Below are 21,652 nucleotides of genomic sequence, written 5' to 3' on the forward strand. Positions count from 1 at the left end.
TTCGTCCCCCGTTCAGGAGCCCGCATGTCTTCTTCGCCGCCTGTCATCGACATCAGCGCGCCGCCGCCCCGGCGCCGCCGCACCACCGGCCTGTGGACGGTGCGCGCGCCCATCGCCCGGCGCACCTATTGGGTGCTTGCGCTCATCGGCCTGTTCACCCCTTTGGTGCTCTGGGCGCTGCTCGCGGCCTTCGGCGGGCTGGACCCGGTGTTCCTCCCCGCCCCGCTGCAGGTGCTCGCCAAGGCCTGGACCTGGCTGACCGAGACCGGCCTGCTCGACGACATGGGCATCAGCGTCTACCGCGTGGTCACGGGCTTTCTGCTCTCGGCCGTGATCGCGTTGCCGCTGGGCCTGTTCATCGGCTCCTACCGCGCGGTACAGGCGCTGCTGGAACCGCTGACGGACTTCATCCGCTACATGCCAGCGGTGGCCTTCATCCCGCTGGTGATGCTGTGGGTGGGCATCGGCGAGGGCTCCAAGATCGCCATCATCTTCATCGGCACCTTCTTCCAGATGGTGCTGATGGTGGCCGAGGACGTGCGCCGCGTGCCGGCCGCGCAGGTGGAGGCGGCCCAGACCATGGGTGCGAACCGCTCGGAGCTGATCGAGAAGGTGATCTTCCCCAGCGCCAAGCCGGCCCTGCTGGACACGCTGCGCATCACCATGGGCTGGGCCTGGACCTACCTGGTGGTGGCGGAGCTGGTGGCCGCCAATTCGGGCCTGGGCTACGCGATCCTGCGCGCCCAGCGCTTCCTGCAGACGGACACGATCTTCGCCGGGATCATCGTCATCGGCCTCATCGGTCTGGTGACGGACCAGCTCTTCCGCCTGGCGCACCGCCGCGCCTTCCCCTGGCTGTACTTGAAGGGCTGATGCGATGAGCACCCCACACCCCCACACCCACCCTGTGCCCAAGATCGCGATCCGCGACGTGTTCAAGCGCTTCGACGGCGCACCGGTGAACGCGCTCGAAAACATCAACCTCGACATCCGCGCCAACGAGTTTGTCACCTTCGTGGGCGCCTCGGGTTGCGGCAAGTCCACCCTGCTGCGCACCATCGGCGGGCTCGAAGTGCAGAGCAGCGGCGAGCTGCTGGTGGACGGCCAGGCGGTGGACGGCCCGGGCATCGACCGCGCCATGGTGTTCCAGCACTACAGCCTCTACCCCTGGATGACGGTGTGCCAGAACATCAAGTTCTGCCGCCAGCTGGCCGCGCACACCGAGGGCCGCACTTCGTCGGACGTGGAGGCGGCCGACGGCCGGGCCGACGCGCTGCTGCGCCTGATGGGCCTGGAAACCATGGGCCACGCCTGGCCCAACCAGCTCTCGGGCGGCATGCAGCAGCGCGTGGCGATTGCGCGCGCCCTGATGGGGCGGCCCGACATCGTGCTGATGGACGAACCCTTCGGCGCGCTGGACGCACAGACGCGCGAGGTGATGCACGACCTGATCCGCTACGTGCACAAGCTGGAGAAAGCCACCATCGTCTTTGTGACGCACGACGTGGAAGAGGCGCTGTACCTGGGCGATCGCGTGGTGCTGATGGCGCCGCGCCCGGGGCGCATCGACACGATCTACGAGGTGCCCTTCGGCGAGCAGCGCACGCAGGACCTGAAGCACGCGCCCGAGTTCGTGCGCCTGAAGCGCGACATCCTGGACCGCATCCGCGAGACCTCCGGCATGAAGACCGACCTGGAACAGCTCCAGCGCATGACCGGCCACACCGCCTGAACCGATGGGAGACCCTCAGATGAACCACACCCTCAACGACACCCCGGTGGACGCCCCCGCGTTCTGGCAAGGCTTTCCCGCCCCCGCGCTCGCGGGCGTGGACACCCACCGGGTGATGTGGAGCGAGATCGTGCCCGGCGGCAGCCACTGGGGCTGGCGCCTGCCGCGCGGCAGCGCGATCCGCTTCGTGGCACTGGAAGCCGGCGCGAACGTGAGCCTGGTGCTCTACAGCGCACAGGAAAAGCTGGAGCGCTACAACATGCCGGACTCGCTCAAGGCCCAGCACACGGCGCACTACACGCGCGGCCATGTGCTGATGAGCGACATGGGCCGCAGCATGGCCAGCTTCACGGCCGACAGCCTGGGCTGGCACGACCCGCTGGGCGCGCTGCTGGACAGCGAGCTGATGCAGCAGAAGTACGGCGAGAAGCGCTATGAAACCCACCGCAACGCCATGCACCGCTCGGGCAAGGACGGGTTGCTGATCGAGATCGGCAAGCACGGCCTCTCCAAGCGCGACCTGATCGCGCCGGTGAACCTGTTCAGCAAGGTGGGCGTGGACGCGCAGGGCCGCTTTGCCTTTGTGCCGGACCACGCGAAGGCCGGCGACTTCGTGGAGCTGCGCTTCGACATGGACGTGATCGCGGCCATCAGCACCGCCCCCCACGGGCTGGACCCCGCACCGGCCTACGCGCCGAAGAAGGTCGGCCTGGTGGCCTGGCGCTGCGGCGCCGCACCGGCCGACGACGTGTGCCGCGCCTTCCGCCCCGAAAACGCGCGCGCCCTGCACAACACCGACCTGCTGTACCTGTGAGGGAGACGAACACCATGACGACCACCGCCACCGCCACCGCCATCCGCCTGCAGGAAAGCGCGCTCGACCCCGCGCACGCCGTGCTCAACCAGCGCCACCCGGCGGGCGAGCCCATCCTGTTCGAGGTGAAGCACGGGCAGACGCTGCGCATCGTGGACCTGGAGGGCAACCAGGCCGCCGACGTGCTGTTCTACAACCGGCACGACCCGGCCGAGCACTACAGCGCCACCGACACCATGCAGCGCCAGGGCGGCATCTACCTCACCACCGGCTCGGTGATCCGCAGCAACGACGGCAACCCCATGCTCACCATCGTGGCCGACACCTGCGGCCGGCACGACACGCTGGGCGGCGCCTGCGCGGCCGAGAGCAACACGGTGCGCTACGCGCTGCAGAAGAAGTACATGCACAGCTGCCGCGACAACTACCTGATCGCCCTGCAGCACGCCGACGTGGGCCTGGGCAAGCGCGACCTGGTGCCCAACATCAACTTCTTCATGAACGTGCCGGTGACGGCCGAGGGCGCGCTGAGTTTCGAGGACGGCGTGTCCGGCCCCGGCAAGTACGTGGAGATGCGCGCCGAGATGGACCTGTGGGTGCTGATCAGCAACTGCCCGCAGCTCAATAACCCCTGCAACGCCTACAACCCGACGCCGATCCAGCTGCTCGTCTGGGACTGAGCCCACCTTCTGAACCCCATCGCCCCGGGACGGCCCGGGGCGCCAAGACAGCTTTGCAGGACGGCCTGCCTCCGGAGACTCCCCCATGTTCAGCAAGGTCCTGATTGCCAACCGCGGCGCGATTGCCTGCCGCATCATCCGCACCCTGAAAACGCTGGGCGTGCGCAGCGTGGCCGTGTATTCCGAAGCCGACGCCCAGGCCCGCCACGTGCGCGAGGCCGACGAGGCCCACCTGCTGGGCCCGGCGCCGGCGGCCGAGAGCTACCTGCGCGCCGACCGCATCCTGCAGATCGCCAAGGACTGCGGCGCACAGGCCATCCACCCGGGCTACGGCTTCCTGTCGGAGAACCCGGCCTTCGCCGAGGCCTGCGAGGCGGCGGGCATCGCCTTCATCGGCCCGGCGCCACAGCAGATGCGCGCCTTCGGCCTGAAGCACACGGCGCGCGATCTGGCGCAGGCGCGCGGCGTGCCGCTGCTGCCGGGCTCGGGTCTGCTGCTCGATCTGGCGCAGGCCACGGCCGAGGCCGCGCGCATCGGCTACCCGGTGATGCTCAAGAGCACGGCGGGCGGCGGCGGCATCGGCATGCGGCTGGTGTGGAACGACACCGAACTGCGCGACGCGTTCGAGTCCGTGGGGCGGCTGGCGCAGGCGAACTTCAAGGACGCAGGCCTGTTCCTGGAGAAGTACGTGGAGCAGGCGCGGCACATCGAGGTGCAGGTGTTCGGCGACGGCGCGGGCGGCGTGATCGCGCTGGGCGAGCGCGACTGCTCGGTGCAGCGGCGCAACCAGAAGGTGATCGAGGAAACCCCGGCGCCGGGCCTGAGCGACGCGCAGCGCACCGAGCTGCACGCCACCGCCGTGCGGCTGGCGCAGGCGGTGAACTACCGCTCCGCCGGCACGGTGGAGTTCGTGTACGACGCAGCGAGCGGTGCCTTCTACTTCCTGGAGGTGAACACGCGCCTGCAGGTGGAGCACGGTGTGACCGAGCAGGTGTGCGGCGTGGACCTGGTGGCCTGGATGCTGCAGCTCGCGGCCGGCGACCTGCCGCCGCTGGCCACGCTGCAGCCGGTGCCGCGGGGCGCGTCCATCCAGGTGCGGCTGTACGCGGAAGACCCGGCGAAGAACTTCCAGCCCAGCGCGGGCTTGTTGACCGACGTCGTCTTCCCGCCGCGCGCGCGGGTGGACAGCTGGGTCGAGCGCGGCACCGAGGTACCGGCCTGGTACGACCCGATGCTGGCCAAGCTGATCGTGACCGCCGACACGCGCGAGCAGGCCCTGCTGCAGCTGGAAGACGCGCTGGACGCCACGCGCCTGGCCGGCATCGAGACCAACCTGGGCTACCTGCGCCAGGTGGTGCGCGACCCGGTGTTCCGCGAAGGCCGGCAGGTGACGCGGTTTCTCGCCACCTTCGACTTCAAGCCGCGCACCATCGACGTGCTGGAGCCCGGCGTGCAGACCTCGGTGCAGGACTCGCCGGGCCGCCAGGGCTACTGGGCCGTGGGCGTGCCGCCGAGCGGGCCGATGGACACCCACGCGCACCGCATGGCCAACCAGCTGGTGGGCAATGCGAGCGATGCGGCGGCGCTGGAGATCACGCTGGCCGGGCCCACGCTGCGCTTCAACGTGGCGACCGTGGTGGCGGTGACGGGCGCACCCGCGAAGCTCACCCTCAATGGCCAGCCGGTGGCCATGTGGCAGGCCCTGGCCGTGCCGGCCGGTGCCACGCTGGCCGTGGGCCGCTGCGAAACCGGTGTGCGCCTGGCCCTGGCCGTGGCCGGCGGGCTGGACGTGCCGCTGTACCTGGGCAGCCGCAGCACCTTCACGCTGGGCCAGTTCGGCGGGCACGCGGGGCGGCACCTGCGCACGGGCGACGTGCTGCACCTGGCGGACGCACCGGCTTCAGTCGAGGCGCAGACCATGAGCGACTACGTCTACGCGCCCGAGTACACGAACCACTGGGACATCGACGTGCTCTACGGCCCGCACGGCGCGCCGGACTTCTTCACGCCGGAAGACATCGCGATGTTCTTCGGCACCGACTGGAAGGTGCACCACAACAGCAGCCGCACCGGCGTGCGCCTGATCGGCCCGAAGCCCCAGTGGGCGCGCAGCGACGGCGGCGAGGCCGGGCTGCACCCGTCGAACATCCACGACAACGCCTACGCGATCGGCGCGATCGACTTCACCGGCGACATGCCGGTGATCCTCGGGCCCGACGGCCCGAGCCTGGGCGGCTTCGTCTGCCCGGCCGTGGTGCTGCACGATGAGCTGTGGAAGCTGGGCCAATTGCGGCCCGGTGACACCGTGCACTTTCACCGGCGCGCGGGCTCACCGGCGAGCCCCATCCTGGACGACCGCGCGGCCGAGGGCGAGCGCCCGCGCCGCGTGGTGCGGCAGGCGGGCGACCGCTATGTGCTGATCGAGTTCGGCCCGCTCACGCTGGACCTGGAGTTGCGCATGCGCGTGCAGGCCCTGCTCGAAGGCCTCAAGCGCAAGCACCTGGGCGGCGTGATCGACCTCACCCCGGGCATCCGCTCGCTGCAGGTTCACTTCGACCCCACGCGCCTGCCGCGCGAGCAACTGCTGCGCGTGATCGCCGAGGTGGACGACGCGCTGCCGCCGGTGGACGAGATGGTGGTGCCCTCGCGCACCGTCGTGCTGCCGCTCTCGTGGGACGACCCGCAGACGAAACTGGCGATCGAGAAATACATGCAGTCGGTGCGGCCGGACGCACCCTGGTGCCCGAGCAACATCGAGTTCATCCGCCGCATCAACGGGCTGGACTCGATCGAAGACGTGTTCCAGGTCGTGTTCGACGCGCGCTACCTGGTGCTGGGCCTGGGCGACGTGTACCTGGGCGCGCCGGTGGCCACGCCGCTGGACCCGCGCCACCGGCTGGTGACCACCAAGTACAACCCCGCGCGCACCTGGACGCCGGAGAACGCCGTGGGCATCGGCGGCGCCTACCTTTGCGTGTACGGCATGGAAGGCCCCGGCGGCTACCAGTTCGTGGGCCGCACGCTGCAGATGTGGAACCGCTGGCGGCATGGCACGCCGGGCACGCCGTTCGAGCAGCCCTGGCTGCTGCGCTTCTTCGACCAGATCCGCTTCGAGCCAGTGAGCGAGGACGCGCTGAAGGACATCCGCGCACGCTTCCCGCACGGCGGTTACGCGCTGCGCACCGAAGACGGCACGTTCAGCCTGAAAGACTACCGCCGCTTCCTGGCCGAGAACGGCGAAGCGATCAGCGCGTTCAAGACCCGGCAGCAGGCCGCTTTCGAGGCCGAGCGCGAGCGCTGGGCCGCCGCCGGTCAGGTGGACTATGCCAGCGAGGCCGACGTGTCGGCCGCCGGCGTGGAGGCCGAGATCGACCTGCCCGAGGGGGGCCGCGCCCTGGCCACCAGCGTGCCGGGCAACGTGTGGAAGGTGGCGGTGAGCGTGGGCCAGCAGGTGCAGGCCGGCGACGTGCTGCTGGTCATCGAGTCCATGAAGATGGAATTCAACCTGCTCGCGCCCGCCAACGCCACGGTGCACAGCCTCATGTGCGCGCAAGGCGGCTCGGTGGCTGCGGGGCAGAACGTGCTGGTGCTGATCGACGAAGCCGCTGTCTGAGCCTTTCCAAAAAATCCAAGGAGTCTTCTGCCATGTCCCTGACCCAACTGTCTTTTGACCTCGCCAGCCTGCAAGCCGCCTACCGCGAAGGCACCGCCAACGTGCGCGAGGTGATCGCCGAAGCCTTGCGCCGCAGCGCGGCCGACACGCACCACGCCTACATCCGCCTGCTGAGCGCGGCCGAGGTCGAGCCTTACCTGGCCCGCCTGGACGGCGTGGACCCGGCCAGCCTGCCGCTGTTCGGCGTGCCTTTCGCGATCAAGGACAACATCGACCTCGCGCACATCCCCACCACCGCCGCCTGCCCCGAGTTCGCGCACACGCCGGCCGACAGCGCTTTCGTGGTGCGCCAGTTGCTCGCGGCCGGCGCGGTGCCGGTGGGCAAGACCAACCTGGACCAGTTCGCCACCGGCCTGAACGGCACGCGCTCGCCCTATGGGGCGTGCCGCAACGCGCACAACCCCGCCTTCATCTCGGGCGGCTCCAGCTCGGGTTCGGGGGTGGTGGTGGCCAAAGGGTATGTGAGCTTCGCGCTGGGCACCGACACCGCCGGCTCGGGCCGCGTGCCCGCGGCGTTCAACGGGCTGATCGGCCTCAAGCCCACGCTGGGCCTGCTCTCGGCATCGGGCGTGCTGCCAGCCTGCCGCTCGGTGGAGACGCCCTCCATCCTCGCGCTCACGGTCGCCGATGCGCAGGCCGTGCTGGGCGTGGCGGCGGCGTTCGACGACACCGATGCCTACAGCCGCCCTGCCCAGCCGCTGGGCGTGGACTTTTCCGCCGGGCCGTTCCGCTTCGGCGTGCCGCGCGACGAGGACCTGGACTTCTTCGGCAACGGAGCGGCGGCTGCGCTGTTCGCCGACGCGGTGAAGCGCCTGGAATCGCTCGGCGGCACGGCTGTCACCATCGACCTCACGCCCTTCCTGGACGTGGCGAAGCTGCTCTACGAAGGCCCCTGGGTGGCGGAGCGCTATGTGGCCATCCAGGGCTTCATCGACACACAACCCGAGGCGGTGTTCCCGCCGGTGCGCAGCATCATCGAAGGCGGGCGCGGCAAGACCGCCTCGGAGGCCTTCGCGGGGGCCTACCGGCTCAAGGCGCTGCGCCGCGTGTGCGACCGGGTGTGGAACGAGGTGGACTGCCTGCTCACGCCCACCGCCGGCACGATCTACCGCATCGAAGAAATGCAGGCCGACCCGATCCGCCTCAATGCGAACCTGGGCCGCTACACCAACTTCGTGAACCTGCTCGACCAGTGCGCGGTGGCGGTGCCGGCCGGTGTGCTCGCCAGCGGCGATGCGAAAGGCCTGCCCTGGGGCGTGACGCTGGGCGCTCCCGCGCACAAGGACCTGGCGCTGCTGCGCCTGGCCGACCGCTTTCACCGCGCGCTGGGTGGCACGCTGGGCGCGACGGGCACCGACGTGTCGGCCACGCCCGCCAGCGCCGGCCTGCCCGGCGGTGAAGTGGGCGCGGCCGGCGCGGGCACGGTGCGCGTGGCGGTGTGCGGTGCGCACCTCGCGGGCCTGCCGCTGAACCACCAGCTCACGTCACGCGGTGCACGCCTGCTCTGCAGCCCACCGTCCGCCGCCGAGTACCAGTTGCACGCGCTGGCGGGCGGGCCGGTGCAACGGCCCGGCATGGTGCGCGTGGCCGAAGGCGGCGCGGCGATTGAACTGGAGGTGTGGGAGGTGCCCACCGCCCTCTTCGGCAGTTTCGTGGCCGGCATTCCCGCGCCGCTGGGCATCGGCAAGGTGAAGCTGGCCGACGGCAGCGAAGTGCCGGGCTTCATCTGCGAAGGCTCGGGCATCGCGGGTGCCACGGACATCACGCATTTCGGGGGGTGGCGTGCGTGGCTGGCGGCGGGGGCCCCGCGCTGAAGAGCTCCGAACCGAACCATTCTGGCGCGTGGGGCACTTAGCTCGCTTCGGGCAAGTCGCGAACGGTATCGCGGCGCTCCAACGTCAGAACCTTGTCAAATGAACGCCATCTGCAACGATCGCCCCACTTTTCTTCACATCGAATTGCTTGAGCTCACCGACCGGCGGGAAATCCCTCTGCACGAGCTGGAGCGTCAAGCCACCACGGCTCTCCAGGCGAGGGACGATTTTGTGAGTTCGCGCCTGCCAAGTTCGGTGTTGCACGGACTGGGACGGATGGCCTCGGTGGCGCTGAATGCCGTGGGCGCAGCGGGATGCACCGGTGGTTTTTTTGCGGCCATTGGGGCTGCCGGCAATTTCCAGGAATTCATACTCCTGGACCAGGATTCGATATGGAAAGCCGACTTCAAGCAGGATGCGATCAACGACAGCCTCGTGTCGGTGGTGTCGTTTGCGGCTTCAGCCTACTCCTTCAAAGGCGCCCGCTACATCAGCAACTGGATCGATCAGAACGACGCGCACTGGCTGGAAAAACTGCAAAGCGATGTCGACAGCACCCAACACCAACTGGCCATCAGGGCACTCGAATCGAGCGAATATGAGCTGGTTGCAGCACTTGATAAAAACATCCTGCAAGTGGGACACCTGATAAATGCCATGAAAGACGATGACCCAAAAACAGAATCGGTCATGGCATACATCCTCGATCAGGGAAAGCTGACCCAGCCCGCCGTGTGGGCAGCCGAGAAGGCTCAGATGGCGCTTTCTGGCTTGGGGAACCGACTGGTCGGTGAGCTCGCCACGAACACGGCCCGCTTGATCGACAAGATCGAGCAGGCGAAATCGCCGGAGTCCTACCTTGCGCTCCTTGCCCTGGCGTCCACGGCCATGATCACTGAACCGCCCGCCGAGTTTGGCGAGTACCTGGCACGCCATCCGGATGTGGCGAAGAAAACAGTGCAGCTCATGAAGTCGATACCCCAGTCGCAGGCCAACCAGCTGGTCGTGCAGCATGAAAGAGGTCGCATGGCGGGCCTCACGCGAGGCATTCTCAACGCGGCCATCACAACGAACTGAAAACAAAAAAGCCAGACCGAGGTCTGGCTTTTTCATGGGCTGGCTGGCTCAGCGCGGTGCGCGGCGCGCCATCGGGCGGGCAGGGCCGCCTTCGTTGCGGCGCGGGGCGAAGTCGCCACGCATGGCACCGCGCTCGGCGTTGCCACGGTCGCTAAAGCCACCGCGCGATTCACCGCCCTTGTCGCTGCGGCCGAAGCTGGAGAAGCCGCCGGGCTTGCCGCCGGTGCGCGCAGGCGCGGCACCACGGTCACCGAAACCGCGGCTGGCCGGGCGGGTGTCGTTGCGGTAGCCGCCTTGATCGCCGCGGTTCTCGAAGCGGTTTTCACCCCGGTTGTCGAAGCGGTTCTCTTGGCGCGGCTGCGGCTCGGCGCGACCTTCGAAGCGCGGGTCGAAGCGCGCGCCAGGACGGCTGTGGTCGGGACGCGGCGCGTCGAAGCGGCCTTCAGGACGGCCTTCCGGACGACCCTCGAAACGCGGGCCGCGCGGTGCGGGGCCACGGGCGTTGAAGTTGCTGCGGTCGGCATAGTTGCGATCGCCACCACCACCGAAGCGATCACCACGGCCTGCGCCCGGGCGACCACGGCCGCCGAACTCGGGTTGCGGCGCGCGCTGGCGCGGCTCCAGGCCGGGCACGGTCTCGACGTTGATGCGCTGGCGCGTGTAGGCCTCGATGTCGCCGATCTTGCGGCGGTCGCGGAACTCGGCGAAGGTCACGGCCAGGCCGTCGCGGCCGGCACGGCCGGTGCGGCCGATGCGGTGCGTGTAGTCCTCGGCCTTCATCGGCAGGCCGAAGTTGAAGACGTGGGTGATGGTGGGCACGTCGATGCCGCGCGCGGCGACGTCGGTGGCCACCAGGATCTGCACCTGGCCGGCGCGCAGCGCCATCAGGCGGCGGTTGCGCATGCCCTGGTTCAGCGCGCCGTGCAGCGCGACGGCGGCAAAGCCGGCCTGCTGCAGGTCGTTGGCGAGGCCGTCGCATTCGATCTGCGTGCTGCAGAACACCACGGCCTGGTTGATGGTGGTGTCGCGCAGCCAGTGGTCGAGCAGCTTGCGCTTGTGGTCGGCGTGGTCGGCCCAGAACAGCACCTGCTTGATGTTGGCGTGCTGCTCCTGCGGGGTGTCGATCTGCACCTTCTGCACATGCTTGCCGTTCTCGTGCATCACGCGCATGGCGAGCTGCTGGATGCGCGGCGCGAAGGTCGCGCTGAACATCATGGTCTGGCGGCGCTGGCTGGTGAGTTCGTTGACTTCGGCGAGGTCATCGGAGAAACCCAGGTCGAGCATGCGGTCGGCTTCGTCGACCACGAGGAACTGCACCTGGTCGAGCTTGAGCTGCTGCGAGCGCTGCAGGTCGAGCAGGCGGCCGGGCGTGGCGACCACGAGGTCGGCGTTCTGCAGGCGGGCGATCTGCAACTGGTAAGGCATGCCGCCCACCACGTTGGCGATGCGCAGGCCGCGGCAGTGGCGCACGAGGTCGATGGCGTCATGCGCCACCTGCTGCGCGAGTTCGCGCGTGGGGCACAGGATCAGGGCGCCGGGGGTGGCGGCCTTGAAGTTGCGCGGGCTGGTGGGGTCCTTGCGCTTGGGCGCCTTGGGCGGCGCTTCGCCGCGGGCCAGGGCTTCGGCCACGGCGCGTTCGCGGTCGGCACGTTCCTGGGCGTCGGCGGCGGCGCGTTGCTGCAGCAGGGTGTGCAGCACGGGCAGCAGGAAGGCGGCGGTCTTGCCGCTGCCGGTCTGGCTGGAGACCATCATGTCGGCAAAACGCTGCTCGCCTTCGGCCAGCATGGCCTTGGGGATCACATTGTTCTGCACCGTGGTGGGCTGCACGTAGCCGAGGTCGGCACAGGCCTGCACCAGCTCGGGAGCCAGGCCCAGCAGCTCGAAGCCGTTGGGGCCTGCGGGCTCGACGGGCTCGGTGGCCTCGACGGTGGTGGTGGTGGTGGAAACGTCTGCCTCGGTGTCGGCAGAGAGGATTTCGGGCGTGAATTCGCCGCGGGCTTCAAAAGAGTCGCTCATGTTCGTCCATGCGCCAAAGTGCGCAATTGATCGAATGCAAACGCTGAAGGGTCGGCCGGCCTTGCAAAGGCGGCAGCTCCGGGAGGCGTCGGATCCGTTCGTGGTTACAAAACATCAACCATCAAACGATCGACGCGCCATGGGTCACAAGGAGAAACGTGACACCGGGAGCGAAGGCCCCATCCTGCGGATGCGGGGGGCCTGGTGTGTGAGGCAGATGCACAAATCATCGCAGTTGCCTGCGAAGCCGCTGATTATGGCATGGATTCGGGAAAACCCCAACCCCTGATGTTCAGGGCAGGTTTTCTCGAAAGATGATCTGGCCGCGCACCGTCTCGACGCCGGTGAGCGCGTCGCGCCCGTCGCGCAGGTTGGCGAAGATGCGCACGCAGGTGAGCATGGCGCCCTGCGGGCTCTGGCTGATGACGGCGTCCATGGTGCCGTCGATCAGCAGGGCCCGGGTGTCGGGCGAGAGGCCGTGGCCGATGAACACCACCTTCTGGTCGCGGCCGGTTTCCTTCAGCGCCCGACCCACGCCGTCGGAGGCGCCGCCGATGTTGTAGATGCCCGCGAGGTCGGGGTACTGGTCGAGCAGCGTGCGCGTGAGGGCATGGTTGCGCCCGGCGTCGTCGTGGCCTTCGCGCAGGCCCACGACCTCGATGCGCGGAAAGGACTCCTTGAACAGGTAGAGGAAGCCCATCTCGCGTTCTTCGTGCGCGCGGTAGCTCAGGCTGCCCGCGATCATGGCCACCTGCGCCGGGCGGTCGCCGATGAAGCGCGCGATGAGGTAGGCCGCCGTGCGCCCGGCGGCGCGGTTGTCCAGGCCCACGTAGGCCGCGCGGCGCGCGCCGGAGAGGTCGGAGATGAGGGTGACGGTGTGCACGCCGCGCTCGGCCAGGGCATCGACGGCGTCGCGCACCAGCGGGTGTTCCAGCGCCATGAAGGCGATGCCATCGGCGCGCGCGCCATGGCGCAGCAAGGCCTTGGCCAGCACCTCGGGGTTGAAGCCTTCGACGAACTCCACGCGGCAGCGCACGTTGTAGGGCGTCCAGTGTTCCTGCGAATAGCCGATGGTGTCGCCCAGCATGCGCAGGAAGCGGTTGTTGCCGGCTGGCAGCAGGAACACCAGTTGCATCGGCGGCGGCTGCAGGGCGGCGCGCACCTCGGCATCGGGCAGGTACTGCAGCCGCTCGGCGGCCTTCATCACGCGCTCGACCGTGGCGCGGCGCACACCGGGGCGGCGGTTGAGCACACGGTCCACCGTGGCCGTGGAAACGCCGGCCAGCTCGGCGATGTCGGGAATGCGGGCGGCCTTGGACATGCTGGAATTCAATCAAAAAACATCATTTTCAAAACTGGCAGAGGGGCAGGACAAAAGATAACATCGATCCATATTCTGATGCATCAAGGCATCAAATCCAATCAAATAAGAGCAGGAGACAGCTTGCAGTACGAATTCGAGTTCGCCAGCGTGCTGGCGGCTTGGCCCCAGTTCCTGGAAGGTGCCTGGATGACGATCCAGCTGTCGTTCCCCGCGACGGTGCTGGGCTTCGTGATCGGCACCCTGTGCGCGATCGGCCGGCGCGGCCAGGTGCGCTGGGTGTCGCGCCTGTGCGGCGCCTATGTGGAGGTGATCCGCAACACGCCGCTGCTGGTGCAGGTGTTCCTGGTGTTCTTCGGGCTGGCCAGCCTGGGCTGGAAGGTCTCGGCCTTCACGGCGGCGCTGGTCTCGCTGGTGATCAACGTGGCGGCCTACTCCTGCGAGATCATGCGCGCCGGCATGGACTCCATCCACAAGGGCCAGCTGGAGGCGGCGGAGTGCCTGGGCCTCACGCGCCGGCAGGTCTACTGGCACGTGATCCTGCGCCCGGCGATGGAGAAGGTGTACCCGGCGCTGACCAGCCAGTTCGTGCTGCTGATGCTGGCGACCTCCATCACCTCGCAGATTTCGGTCGAGGAGCTCACGGCGATCGCCGCGCGCGTGCAGTCCGAAACCTTCCGGCCGTTCGAGGCCTACATCCTGGTCGCGGTGGCGTACCTCGCGCTGTCCCTGCTGATGCGCGTCGGCCTGTGGCTGTTCGGCCAGGCCGTGTTCACGCGCAAGCGCCGCCTGGGCGCCGGTGGAGCATCCCGATGATCGAAGGCGGATTGAACCTGTACCACGTGCAGTTGCTGGGGGTGGGTGTGCTGTGGACGGTGTGCCTGTCGGTGATCGCGTTCATCGGCGGCGGCCTGGTGGGCGGGGCGGTGGCGCTGTGCCGCATCAGCCCGGTCAGGGCGGTGCGCTGGGCGGCCATCGCCTGGATCCAGCTGATCCAGGGCACCCCGCTGCTGGTGGTGTTGTTCGTGTGCTATTTCGGCCTGAGCATCATGGGCCTGGAGCTGCCGGGCCTGGTGGCCGCCAGCATCGCCATGGTGATCTACGTCAGCGCCTACCTGGGCGAGATCTGGCGCGGCTGCATCGAGTCGGTGCCGCGCACGCAGTGGGAGGCGGCCGAGTGCCTCGCTCTGTCGCGCTCGCAGCGCATGCGCCTGGTGGTGCTGCCGCAGGCCCTGCGCATCGCCACGCCGCCCACCGTGGGCTTCATGGTGCAGATCGTGAAGAACACCTCGCTGGCCTCCATCGTCGGTTTTGTCGAGCTGGTGCGCGCCGGCCAGCTGATCAACAACTCCATCTTCCAGCCGTTCCTGATCTACCTGATCATCGCGGCCCTCTATTTCGCCATGTGCTTCCCGCTGTCGGTCTGGAGCCGCCGACTCGAACAGCGCCTGCACTTCGGCAACCGCATTCCCAGCGAGACATGAAAGAAGCCCCCTCCATGACCCCGGTCGTCGAACTCAAGGACGTGCACAAGCGCTTCGGCGCGAACCAGGTGCTCAAGGGCGTGTCCTTCGCCATTCCCAAGGGCCAGGTCACGGCCATCATCGGCAAGAGCGGCTCGGGCAAGAGCACGGCGCTGCGCTGCATCAACCGCCTCGAAGTGATCGACGGCGGCAGCATCCAGGTGTGCGGCCACGCGGTGCACGACGGTGGCATCGACCTGCGCCGCCTGCGCATGGACGTGGGCATCGTGTTCCAGAGCTACAACCTGTTCCCGCACCTGACGGTGGAGCAGAACATCACGCTGGCGCCCAAGGCGGTCAAGGGCCTGTCGGCCGCCGACGCCCGCGCCATCGCCGAGCGCACGCTGCGCCAGGTGGGGCTGGCCGAGAAGGCCCAGGCCTACCCCGAGCAGCTCTCGGGCGGGCAGCAGCAGCGCGTGGCGATCGCGCGCTCGCTGGCCATGGAGCCGCAGGTGATGCTGTTCGACGAGGTCACCTCCGCGCTCGATCCGCAGCTCACCGGCGAGGTGCTGCGCGTGATCGAGCAGCTGGCCGAAGGCGGCATGACCATGGTGCTGGTGACGCACGAAATGGAGTTCGCCGCGCGCGTGGCGGATTCCATCATCTACATGCACGAGGGCAAGGTCTGGGAGACCGGCCCCGGCACCATGCTGCGCGATCCGCAAACGCCGGAGCTGCGCGAATTCCTCTCACATGGGCTGTGAGCGAACGCCCTTTCTTCTTTCCTTCCCTTTCGACAACCAACGGAGACACACCATGACCGCTTCCCGCATCCTGCGCCGCACCGTGATCGCCGCCGCCCTGGGCGCGCTGTGCCTGCCCGCCCTGGCCGACCTGGCCGAGATCAAGGCGGCCGGCAAGATCCGCATCGCCATCGACCTGAGCGCGCCGTTCTACGGCTACGTGGACGACAAGGTGAACCCGGCGGGATCCGACGTGGAGGCAGCCCAGCTGCTGGCCAAGGACCTGGGCGTGCAGCTGGAGATTGTGAACTCGACGAACTCCGCGCGCATCCCCAACCTGCTGTCGAACAAGGCCGACCTGATCATCTCCTCGCTGTCGATCACGCCCGAGCGCCAGAAGGCGGTGGACTTCTCGATTCCCTACGGCGCCATCCAGGCCGCCGTGGGCGCACCCAAGGGCCTGAAGATCACCGGCATCGACGACCTGGCGGGCAAGACCGTGGCGGTCACGCGCGGCGGCCCGCAGGACAAGATCGTCACCGAGCGCGCACCGCAGGCCAAGGTGGTCCGCTTCGACGACGAGGCCGCCTCGATCACCGCCGCCGCCAGCGGCCAGACCGACATCGTGGCGATCACGCCGCCCATCATCGCCGCCATCGCCAAGCGCGCCCCGGCGCGCGAGTTCGAGGTGAAGTTCATCCTGCAGTCCTACCAGCTGGCCGTGGCCATGCGCAAGAACCAGCCCGACCTGATGAACTGGGTCAACGGCTGGGTCAAGACCAACCTCGCCAACGGCAAGCTCAACGACATCCACGTCAAGCACGCCGGCGTGCCCATCCCCAAGGAAATCATCGACGGCGCGAAGTAAAGCTCGCCGTTGTTCCGTCCGCATCCGCACCTGAGAGAGATCCCACAATGAGTCGCCATTTCGGAGAAATCCGCCAGCTCGGCTATGTCGTGCACGACATCGAAGCCGCCATGGACTACTGGAGCCGCACGCTGGGCGTGGGCCCGTGGTACTACAACCCGCGCGTGCCGATCCGCAACTACGAGTACGACGGCCAGGGCTACGAGCCGCACAACTCGGTGGCGCTCGCGAACTCGGGCTTCGTGCAGGTGGAGCTGATCCAGACGCGCAACGACGTGCCGTCCATGTACCGCGACTTCCTGCAGGCCGGGCGCACCGGTCTGCAGCACGTGGCGTACTGGACGAGTGACTACGACGCCGACCTCCAGCGCCTGCTGGCCGAAGGCTTCAAGCCCAAGATGCAGGGCGAGGTGGGCGAGCGCGGCCGCTTCATCTACTTCGACACCGAGTACCACCCGGGCACGGTGATCGAGCTGTCCGAAGTGGCCGGCCCCAAGGGCCGCATGTTCGATCTGATCCGCGAGTCCTCGAAGACCTGGGACGGCGTCACCGACCCGGTGCGCCCTTTCCCCGACCTGAGCAAGATCTGACCCCGCCCATGACGCACCCCGAACGCCTGCAGGCGACCTACCTGATCGAAACCCCGCTGGAGCCCGCCCAGGTGGCCGAGGTGATGGCGGGCGAACAGTCCTGCGGCACCTTCACCCGCGTGCAGGGCGAGACCGATGCCCTGCGCGAGCGCGCCCGCGCGACCGTGGAACACATCGATCGGCTGCCCGATGCCGACGCGCCCAGCCTGCCCAACGCCTGGCTGGAGCGCCAGGGACGCGGCGGCCCCTGGCACCGCGCCCGCGTGCGCATCGCCTTCCCCACCGCGAACATCGGCGCCAACCTGCCGACGCTGGCGGCCACCGTCAGCGGCAACCTGTACGACCTGGGCGAGGTCACCGGCCTGCGCCTGGAGTCGCTGCAGTTGCCGGCGGCCTACCGCGCGCGCTTCGAGCGGCCCCCGGTGGGCATCGCCGGCACGCGTGCGCGCACCGGTGTGCCCTCGGGCGCTTTGGTGGGCACCATCATCAAGCCCAACGTGGGCTTCTCGGCCGAACAGACGGCCGAACTGGTGGCGCGGCTGTGCGCGGCGGGTGTGGACTTCATCAAAGACGACGAGGTGTGCGCCGACCCGGCCCACGCCCCGCTGGCCGAGCGCGTGCCCGCCGTGATGGCGGCCGTGCGCGCCCACGAACAGCGCACCGGCAAACACGTGATGGTGGCCTTCAACATCACCGACGAGACCGACGCCATGCGGCGCCACGCCGACCTGGTGGAACGCGAAGGCGGCTCCTGCGTGATGGCCAGCCTGAACTGGTGCGGCTACTCGGCCGTGCAGACCCTGCGCCGCCACACCCCGCTGACCCTGCACGGCCACCGCAACGGTTTCGGCGCGCTCTCTCGCCACCCACTGCTGGGCATCGGCTTCCAGGCCTACCAGACGCTCTGGCGCCTTGCGGGTGTGGACCACATGCATGTGCACGGCCTGCAAGGCAAGTTCTCGCAGCCCGACGATGAGGTGACCGAGTCCGCACGCGACTGCCTCACGCCCCTGGCAGAAGGCGCCAACGACACGGTGATGCCGGCCTTTTCCTCCGGCCAGTGGGCAGGCACCGTGCCCGCCACCTGGACCGCCACCGGCACCGACGACCTGCTCTTCATGTCCGGCGGCGGCATCCTGGCCCACCCGGGCGGCCCCGAGGCGGGCGTGTCGAGCATCCGCCAGGCCTGGGCCGCCGCGCGCGCGGGCCGCTCGCTGGCAGACAGCGCGCGCGACGCGCCCGAGCTCGCCGCCGCCCTGGCCTTCTTCGGACCGAAGACGAAGTGAGCCCCGCCACCGAGAGCCCCCCGCCCCGGCTCGCTTGGTACGGCGACGACTTCACCGGTGCAACCGACACGCTGGCCACCGCCGCGCAAGCGGGGCTGCGCAGCCTGCTGTTCCTGGGCGTGCCGAACGCGCAGCGCCTGCGGCAGGCCGGCCCGCTGGACGCGATCGGCATCGCCGGTGCAGCGCGCGCGATGGCCCCGCAAGCCATGGCGGTCGAACTCGAACCGGTGGGCCGCTTCTTCGCCCAGCTGGGCTCGCCGGTGGTCCACTACAAATGCTGCTCCACCTTCGACAGCGCGCCCCACGTGGGCAGCATCGGTGAAGCCGTGCGCGTGCTCAACCGGCACATCCGCAGCGACTGGGTGCCCATCGTCGGCGGCCAGCCCAACATCGGCCGCTACTGCTGCTTCAGCCAGCTCTTCGCGGCCGGCGGCGCCGGCGGCGAGGTCCACCGCATCGACCGCCATCCCACCATGCGACAGCACCCGGTGACGCCCATGGGCGAGGCCGATCTGCGGCTTCACCTGCAGGCCCAGGGCCTGGCGCGGGTGGCCGCCCTGCACTACCCCACGCACACCCGGCCGCCCGAGCAGCAGGACGCCGCGCTGCAAAGCCTGCTCGCGACCGGCCCCGATGCCGTGCTGCTCGACGTCTCGGGCCCGCACGACCTGGCCGCCGTCGGTCGCCTCATCTGGCGCGACGCGCAACGCGCTCCGCTGCTCGCGGTCGGACCCAGCGGCGTGGTGCAGGCACTGGCCGCGCACTGGAATGCCCCCGCCGAAGCCCTGGCACCACCTCCGGCGGCGCAAGACCCCGTGTTCGCCTTCGCCGGCAGCCTGTCGCCGCAGACGGCCGAGCAGGTCGCTTCAGCGCGCTCTTACCTGAAGGTGCCGGTGGATGTGCGCCGGCTGCTGGGCGACCCCGATCACGCGAGTGCCTGCTGCACTGCGGCACTTACCGCGCTGGCCGAGGGCCGCCACGTGCTGCTGCACACCGAAGCCGGTCAGCGGCAGGGTGACCTGGACGCGCACGCGGTGGCCCTGGCCACGGGCGAGCTGGTGGCGCGCGTGGTGCGCGAGCGCGCCGCCTCGGGCGCGCCGCTGCGGCGCGTCGGCATCGCCGGCGGCGACACCTCCAGCCTGGCGGTGCAGAAGCTCGGGGTCTGGGGCCTGGGCTGCCAGGGCGTGCTCTCGCCGGGCGTCACGCTGAGCCGCGCGCGCAGCGACGACGGGGCGCTCGACGGCCTGGAGCTCATGCTCAAGGGCGGGCAGATGGGCCCGGCCGATGTATTCGAGCGATTGGTGTGGGGGCTCGGCGCTCAGTCGAGCACCATGCGCACCACGTAGAACAGCAACGCGGCCAGCACGGCGGTGGCCGGCACGGTGACGATCCAGGCGGCCACGATGCGCATGACCACCGAGCGCTTGACGATTTCCTTCTTGTAGGCCTTCTTGAACGCCTTCTGTTCTTTCTTGGCGAACACGGCATCCTCGGGTTGCGCCAGCTCCCGCTGCTTGGCCAGCCGCTTCATGTCCGCCAGCATGCGCTTCTTCTCGCTCACCTCGGCGGCCTCGAAACGGCTCAGGTAGGCCTCGACCACATCGCGGTCAGCGCCCTGGTGGCCGGAGCGCACCACGCGCTCCATCTTGGCGTAGTTCACCTTGAGCAGTTCGCGCAGGAAGCCGACGCCGAACACCGCGCCGATGGAGATGTGCGTCGTCGACACCGGCATGCCCAGCTGCGAAGCGACGATCACGGTGAGCGTGGCGGACATGGCGATCGCGTAGGCGCGCATGTTGTCCAGTTCGGTGATTTCCTTGCCCACGGTGCGGATCAGTCGCGCACCGTACAGCGCCAGGCCGACCGCGAGGCCGAGCGCGCCCAGCACCATGATCCACAGGGGCGTGCCGGCCTTGGTGGCGATCGCGCCGTCCTTCACGGCTTCGTAGATCGCGGCCAGCGGCCCGATGGCGTTGGCCACGTCGTTGGCACCATGGGCGAAGCTCAGCAGCGCGGCCGAGCACACCAGCGGCCAGGTGAACAGGCGGTTGACGCCGTTCTTGCTGTTCTCCTGCCGCCGGGCCAGCGTGGCGATGGGCTTGCGCACCAGCGCCCACACCAGCACGGCCATCACCACGCCAGCCGCCATGGCCGTCAGCACGCCAACCTGCACCAGTTGCCCCAGGCCTTTGAGCAGCATGTAGGTGGTGTAGGCCCAGACCATGGCGGCGATCAGGATCGGCACCACGCGGCTGGCGGCGTCGATCATGTCGCTGCGATAGGTCACGCTGCGCTTGATGATGTACAGGAAGGCGGCGGCCATCGCGCCGCCGGCCAGGGGCGAGATCACCCAGCTGATCACGATCTGGACGATGGTTTCCCAGTTGACCAGCCCCCAGCCGCCGGCGGCGATGCCGGCGCCCATCACCGCGCCGATGATGGAGTGCGTGGTGGACACCGGCGCCCCCACCGCCGTGGCCAGGTTGAGCCAGAGCGCACCGGCCAGCAGCGCGGAGAACATCACCCAGGCAAACAGCGCCGGATCGGCGATGGCGTTCGGATCGATGATGCCGCCCTTGATGGTGCCGACCACGTCACCACCGGCCACGATGGCGCCCAGGGCCTCGAAGACGGCGGCCACGATGATGGCCCAGCCCATGGTCATGGCGCCCGAGCCCACGGCCGGGCCCATGTTGTTGGCCACGTCGTTGGCGCCGATGTTCATGGCCATGTAGGCCCCCACCGCCGCCGCCACGATCAGCAGCCACACCGCCGATGTCGCCAGCCCGGCGGTGGATGCCCCGGTGAGCGAGGCGTACAGCCCGACCAGAAGCAGGAAGAACACCGCGGCGCCCAGCTGGAGCACCTCCTGATGCTTCAAAATGAAGCGGGAACGGGATTTTTTTGTCATGTGAATATCATGTGAACGTCACGATTTTGACATGTGACCGCACACCACCCCGCCGGCGCACAGGCGCGCCGGAGGGAGAACGCTGGTCCCTGCTCAGCGCAGGAAATGGGTGCGGTAGTGCTCGAGTTCGTCGATCGACTCGTGCACGTCGGCCAGCGCGGTGTGCTTCTGGTGCTTCTTGAACGACTCGTACACCTCGGGCCGCCAGCGGCGCGCCAGTTCCTTGAGCGTGCTCACGTCCAGGCAGCGGTAGTGGAAGTAGGCCTCCAGCTTGGGCATGTACTTCACCATGAAACGGCGGTCCTGGCTGATGGTGTTGCCGCACATCGGCGAGCCGTTCTTGGGCACGTACTGGCCGATGAAGGCCAGCAGGGCGGCCTCGGCCTCTTCCTCGCTCACCGTGCTGGCCTTGACCTTGTCGATCAGGCCGCTGCGGCCGTGCGTGCCCTTGTTCCAGGCGTCCATGGCGTTGAGCACGGCGTCGCTCTGGTGCACCACGATGACCGGCCCCTCGATGCGCGGCGTGAGCTGCGGGCCGGTGATGACCACCGCGATTTCCAGCAGGCGTTCCTTTTCAGGGTCAAGCCCGCTCATCTCGCAATCGATCCAGACCAGGTTCTGGTCGCTCTTGGCCAGGGTGGGGGTGGCGTCGGCGCTGATCGCC

Annotated in this window: 18 protein-coding genes; 14 read left to right on the forward strand and 4 right to left on the reverse strand. The window is 68.8% G+C overall.

Annotated features, from left to right (window positions below; all coding sequences use genetic code 11):
* Window positions 1-24 precede the first annotated feature (24 nt).
* The 7 genes from AC07ZS_RS06070 (at window position 25) to AC07ZS_RS06100 (ending at window position 9,790) form a co-directional block, all read left to right on the forward strand.
* Window positions 25-873, forward strand: a complete 849-nt coding sequence (locus AC07ZS_RS06070) for an ABC transporter permease (RefSeq protein WP_494797682.1) — start codon at window positions 25-27, stop codon at window positions 871-873.
* A 4-nt stretch (window positions 874-877) separates the two neighbouring features.
* Window positions 878-1,732 (forward strand): ABC transporter ATP-binding protein, encoded by an 855-nt coding sequence (locus AC07ZS_RS06075; protein ID WP_494797683.1) that lies wholly within the window; start codon window positions 878-880, stop codon window positions 1,730-1,732.
* Window positions 1,733-1,751: 19 nt separating this feature from the next.
* Window positions 1,752-2,546: an urea amidolyase associated protein UAAP1 gene (locus AC07ZS_RS06080; RefSeq protein WP_494797684.1), complete on the forward strand. Its 795-nt coding sequence runs from the start codon at window positions 1,752-1,754 to the stop codon at window positions 2,544-2,546.
* A 14-nt stretch (window positions 2,547-2,560) separates the two neighbouring features.
* On the forward strand, window positions 2,561-3,226 hold the full coding sequence (locus tag AC07ZS_RS06085) for an urea amidolyase associated protein UAAP2 (protein WP_494797685.1): 666 nt from the start codon (window positions 2,561-2,563) through the stop codon (window positions 3,224-3,226).
* Between the two features lie 85 nt (window positions 3,227-3,311).
* Window positions 3,312-6,839: a 5-oxoprolinase/urea amidolyase family protein gene (locus tag AC07ZS_RS06090; RefSeq protein WP_494797686.1), complete on the forward strand. Its 3,528-nt coding sequence runs from the start codon at window positions 3,312-3,314 to the stop codon at window positions 6,837-6,839.
* A gap of 32 nt (window positions 6,840-6,871) precedes the next feature.
* Complete coding sequence (gene atzF / locus AC07ZS_RS06095; protein WP_494797687.1) at window positions 6,872-8,713, forward strand: allophanate hydrolase; 1,842 nt, start codon at window positions 6,872-6,874, stop codon at window positions 8,711-8,713.
* Between the two features lie 99 nt (window positions 8,714-8,812).
* Window positions 8,813-9,790 (forward strand): hypothetical protein, encoded by a 978-nt coding sequence (locus tag AC07ZS_RS06100; RefSeq protein ID WP_494797688.1) that lies wholly within the window; start codon window positions 8,813-8,815, stop codon window positions 9,788-9,790.
* A gap of 48 nt (window positions 9,791-9,838) precedes the next feature.
* On the opposite strand, the gene AC07ZS_RS06105 is transcribed toward AC07ZS_RS06100, so the two are convergent.
* Together AC07ZS_RS06105 and AC07ZS_RS06110 are read right to left on the reverse strand one after the other, a co-directional pair.
* A complete protein-coding gene (locus AC07ZS_RS06105; protein ID WP_494797689.1) occupies window positions 9,839-11,806 on the reverse strand; it encodes a DEAD/DEAH box helicase in 1,968 nt (655 codons plus the stop codon).
* Window positions 11,807-12,098: 292 nt separating this feature from the next.
* Window positions 12,099-13,127, reverse strand: coding sequence for a LacI family DNA-binding transcriptional regulator (locus tag AC07ZS_RS06110; RefSeq protein ID WP_494797690.1), 1,029 nt, complete (start codon window positions 13,125-13,127; stop codon window positions 12,099-12,101).
* Between the two features lie 123 nt (window positions 13,128-13,250).
* On the opposite strand from AC07ZS_RS06110, the gene AC07ZS_RS06115 reads away from it, so the two are divergent.
* Genes AC07ZS_RS06115 through AC07ZS_RS06145 form a run of 7 tightly spaced genes read left to right on the forward strand, consistent with a single transcriptional unit; the run spans window position 13,251 to window position 19,423 of the window.
* A complete protein-coding gene (locus AC07ZS_RS06115; protein WP_494797691.1) occupies window positions 13,251-13,943 on the forward strand; it encodes an amino acid ABC transporter permease in 693 nt (230 codons plus the stop codon).
* Window positions 13,940-14,611, forward strand: coding sequence for an amino acid ABC transporter permease (locus tag AC07ZS_RS06120; RefSeq protein ID WP_494797692.1), 672 nt, complete (start codon window positions 13,940-13,942; stop codon window positions 14,609-14,611). Before AC07ZS_RS06115 ends, AC07ZS_RS06120 begins: the two co-directional genes overlap by 4 nt.
* Before the next feature lie 14 nt (window positions 14,612-14,625).
* A complete protein-coding gene (locus AC07ZS_RS06125) occupies window positions 14,626-15,354 on the forward strand; it encodes an amino acid ABC transporter ATP-binding protein (protein ID WP_494797693.1) in 729 nt (242 codons plus the stop codon).
* A 52-nt stretch (window positions 15,355-15,406) separates the two neighbouring features.
* Window positions 15,407-16,201: a transporter substrate-binding domain-containing protein gene (locus tag AC07ZS_RS06130; RefSeq protein ID WP_494797694.1), complete on the forward strand. Its 795-nt coding sequence runs from the start codon at window positions 15,407-15,409 to the stop codon at window positions 16,199-16,201.
* Window positions 16,202-16,248: 47 nt separating this feature from the next.
* On the forward strand, window positions 16,249-16,791 hold the full coding sequence (locus tag AC07ZS_RS06135; protein ID WP_494797695.1) for a VOC family protein: 543 nt from the start codon (window positions 16,249-16,251) through the stop codon (window positions 16,789-16,791).
* Window positions 16,792-16,799: 8 nt separating this feature from the next.
* Window positions 16,800-18,077, forward strand: coding sequence for a ribulose-bisphosphate carboxylase large subunit family protein (locus AC07ZS_RS06140; RefSeq protein WP_494797696.1), 1,278 nt, complete (start codon window positions 16,800-16,802; stop codon window positions 18,075-18,077).
* Entirely contained in the window at window positions 18,074-19,423 is a 1,350-nt protein-coding gene (locus AC07ZS_RS06145; protein ID WP_494797697.1) for a four-carbon acid sugar kinase family protein, read from the forward strand. The genes AC07ZS_RS06140 and AC07ZS_RS06145 overlap by 4 nt, the downstream gene beginning before the upstream one ends.
* Here AC07ZS_RS06145 and AC07ZS_RS06150 read toward each other — a convergent pair.
* Window positions 19,396-20,988: an inorganic phosphate transporter gene (locus AC07ZS_RS06150; protein WP_494797698.1), complete on the reverse strand. Its 1,593-nt coding sequence runs from the start codon at window positions 20,986-20,988 to the stop codon at window positions 19,396-19,398. The two genes, AC07ZS_RS06145 and AC07ZS_RS06150, sit on opposite strands and share 28 nt — an antisense overlap.
* A 93-nt stretch (window positions 20,989-21,081) precedes the next feature.
* Window positions 21,082-21,648, reverse strand: coding sequence for an oligoribonuclease (orn, locus tag AC07ZS_RS06155; RefSeq protein WP_494797701.1), 567 nt, complete (start codon window positions 21,646-21,648; stop codon window positions 21,082-21,084).
* Window positions 21,649-21,652 lie beyond the last annotated feature (4 nt).

The organism is Hydrogenophaga sp. GW456-12-10-14-TSB4, assembly GCF_059424305.1.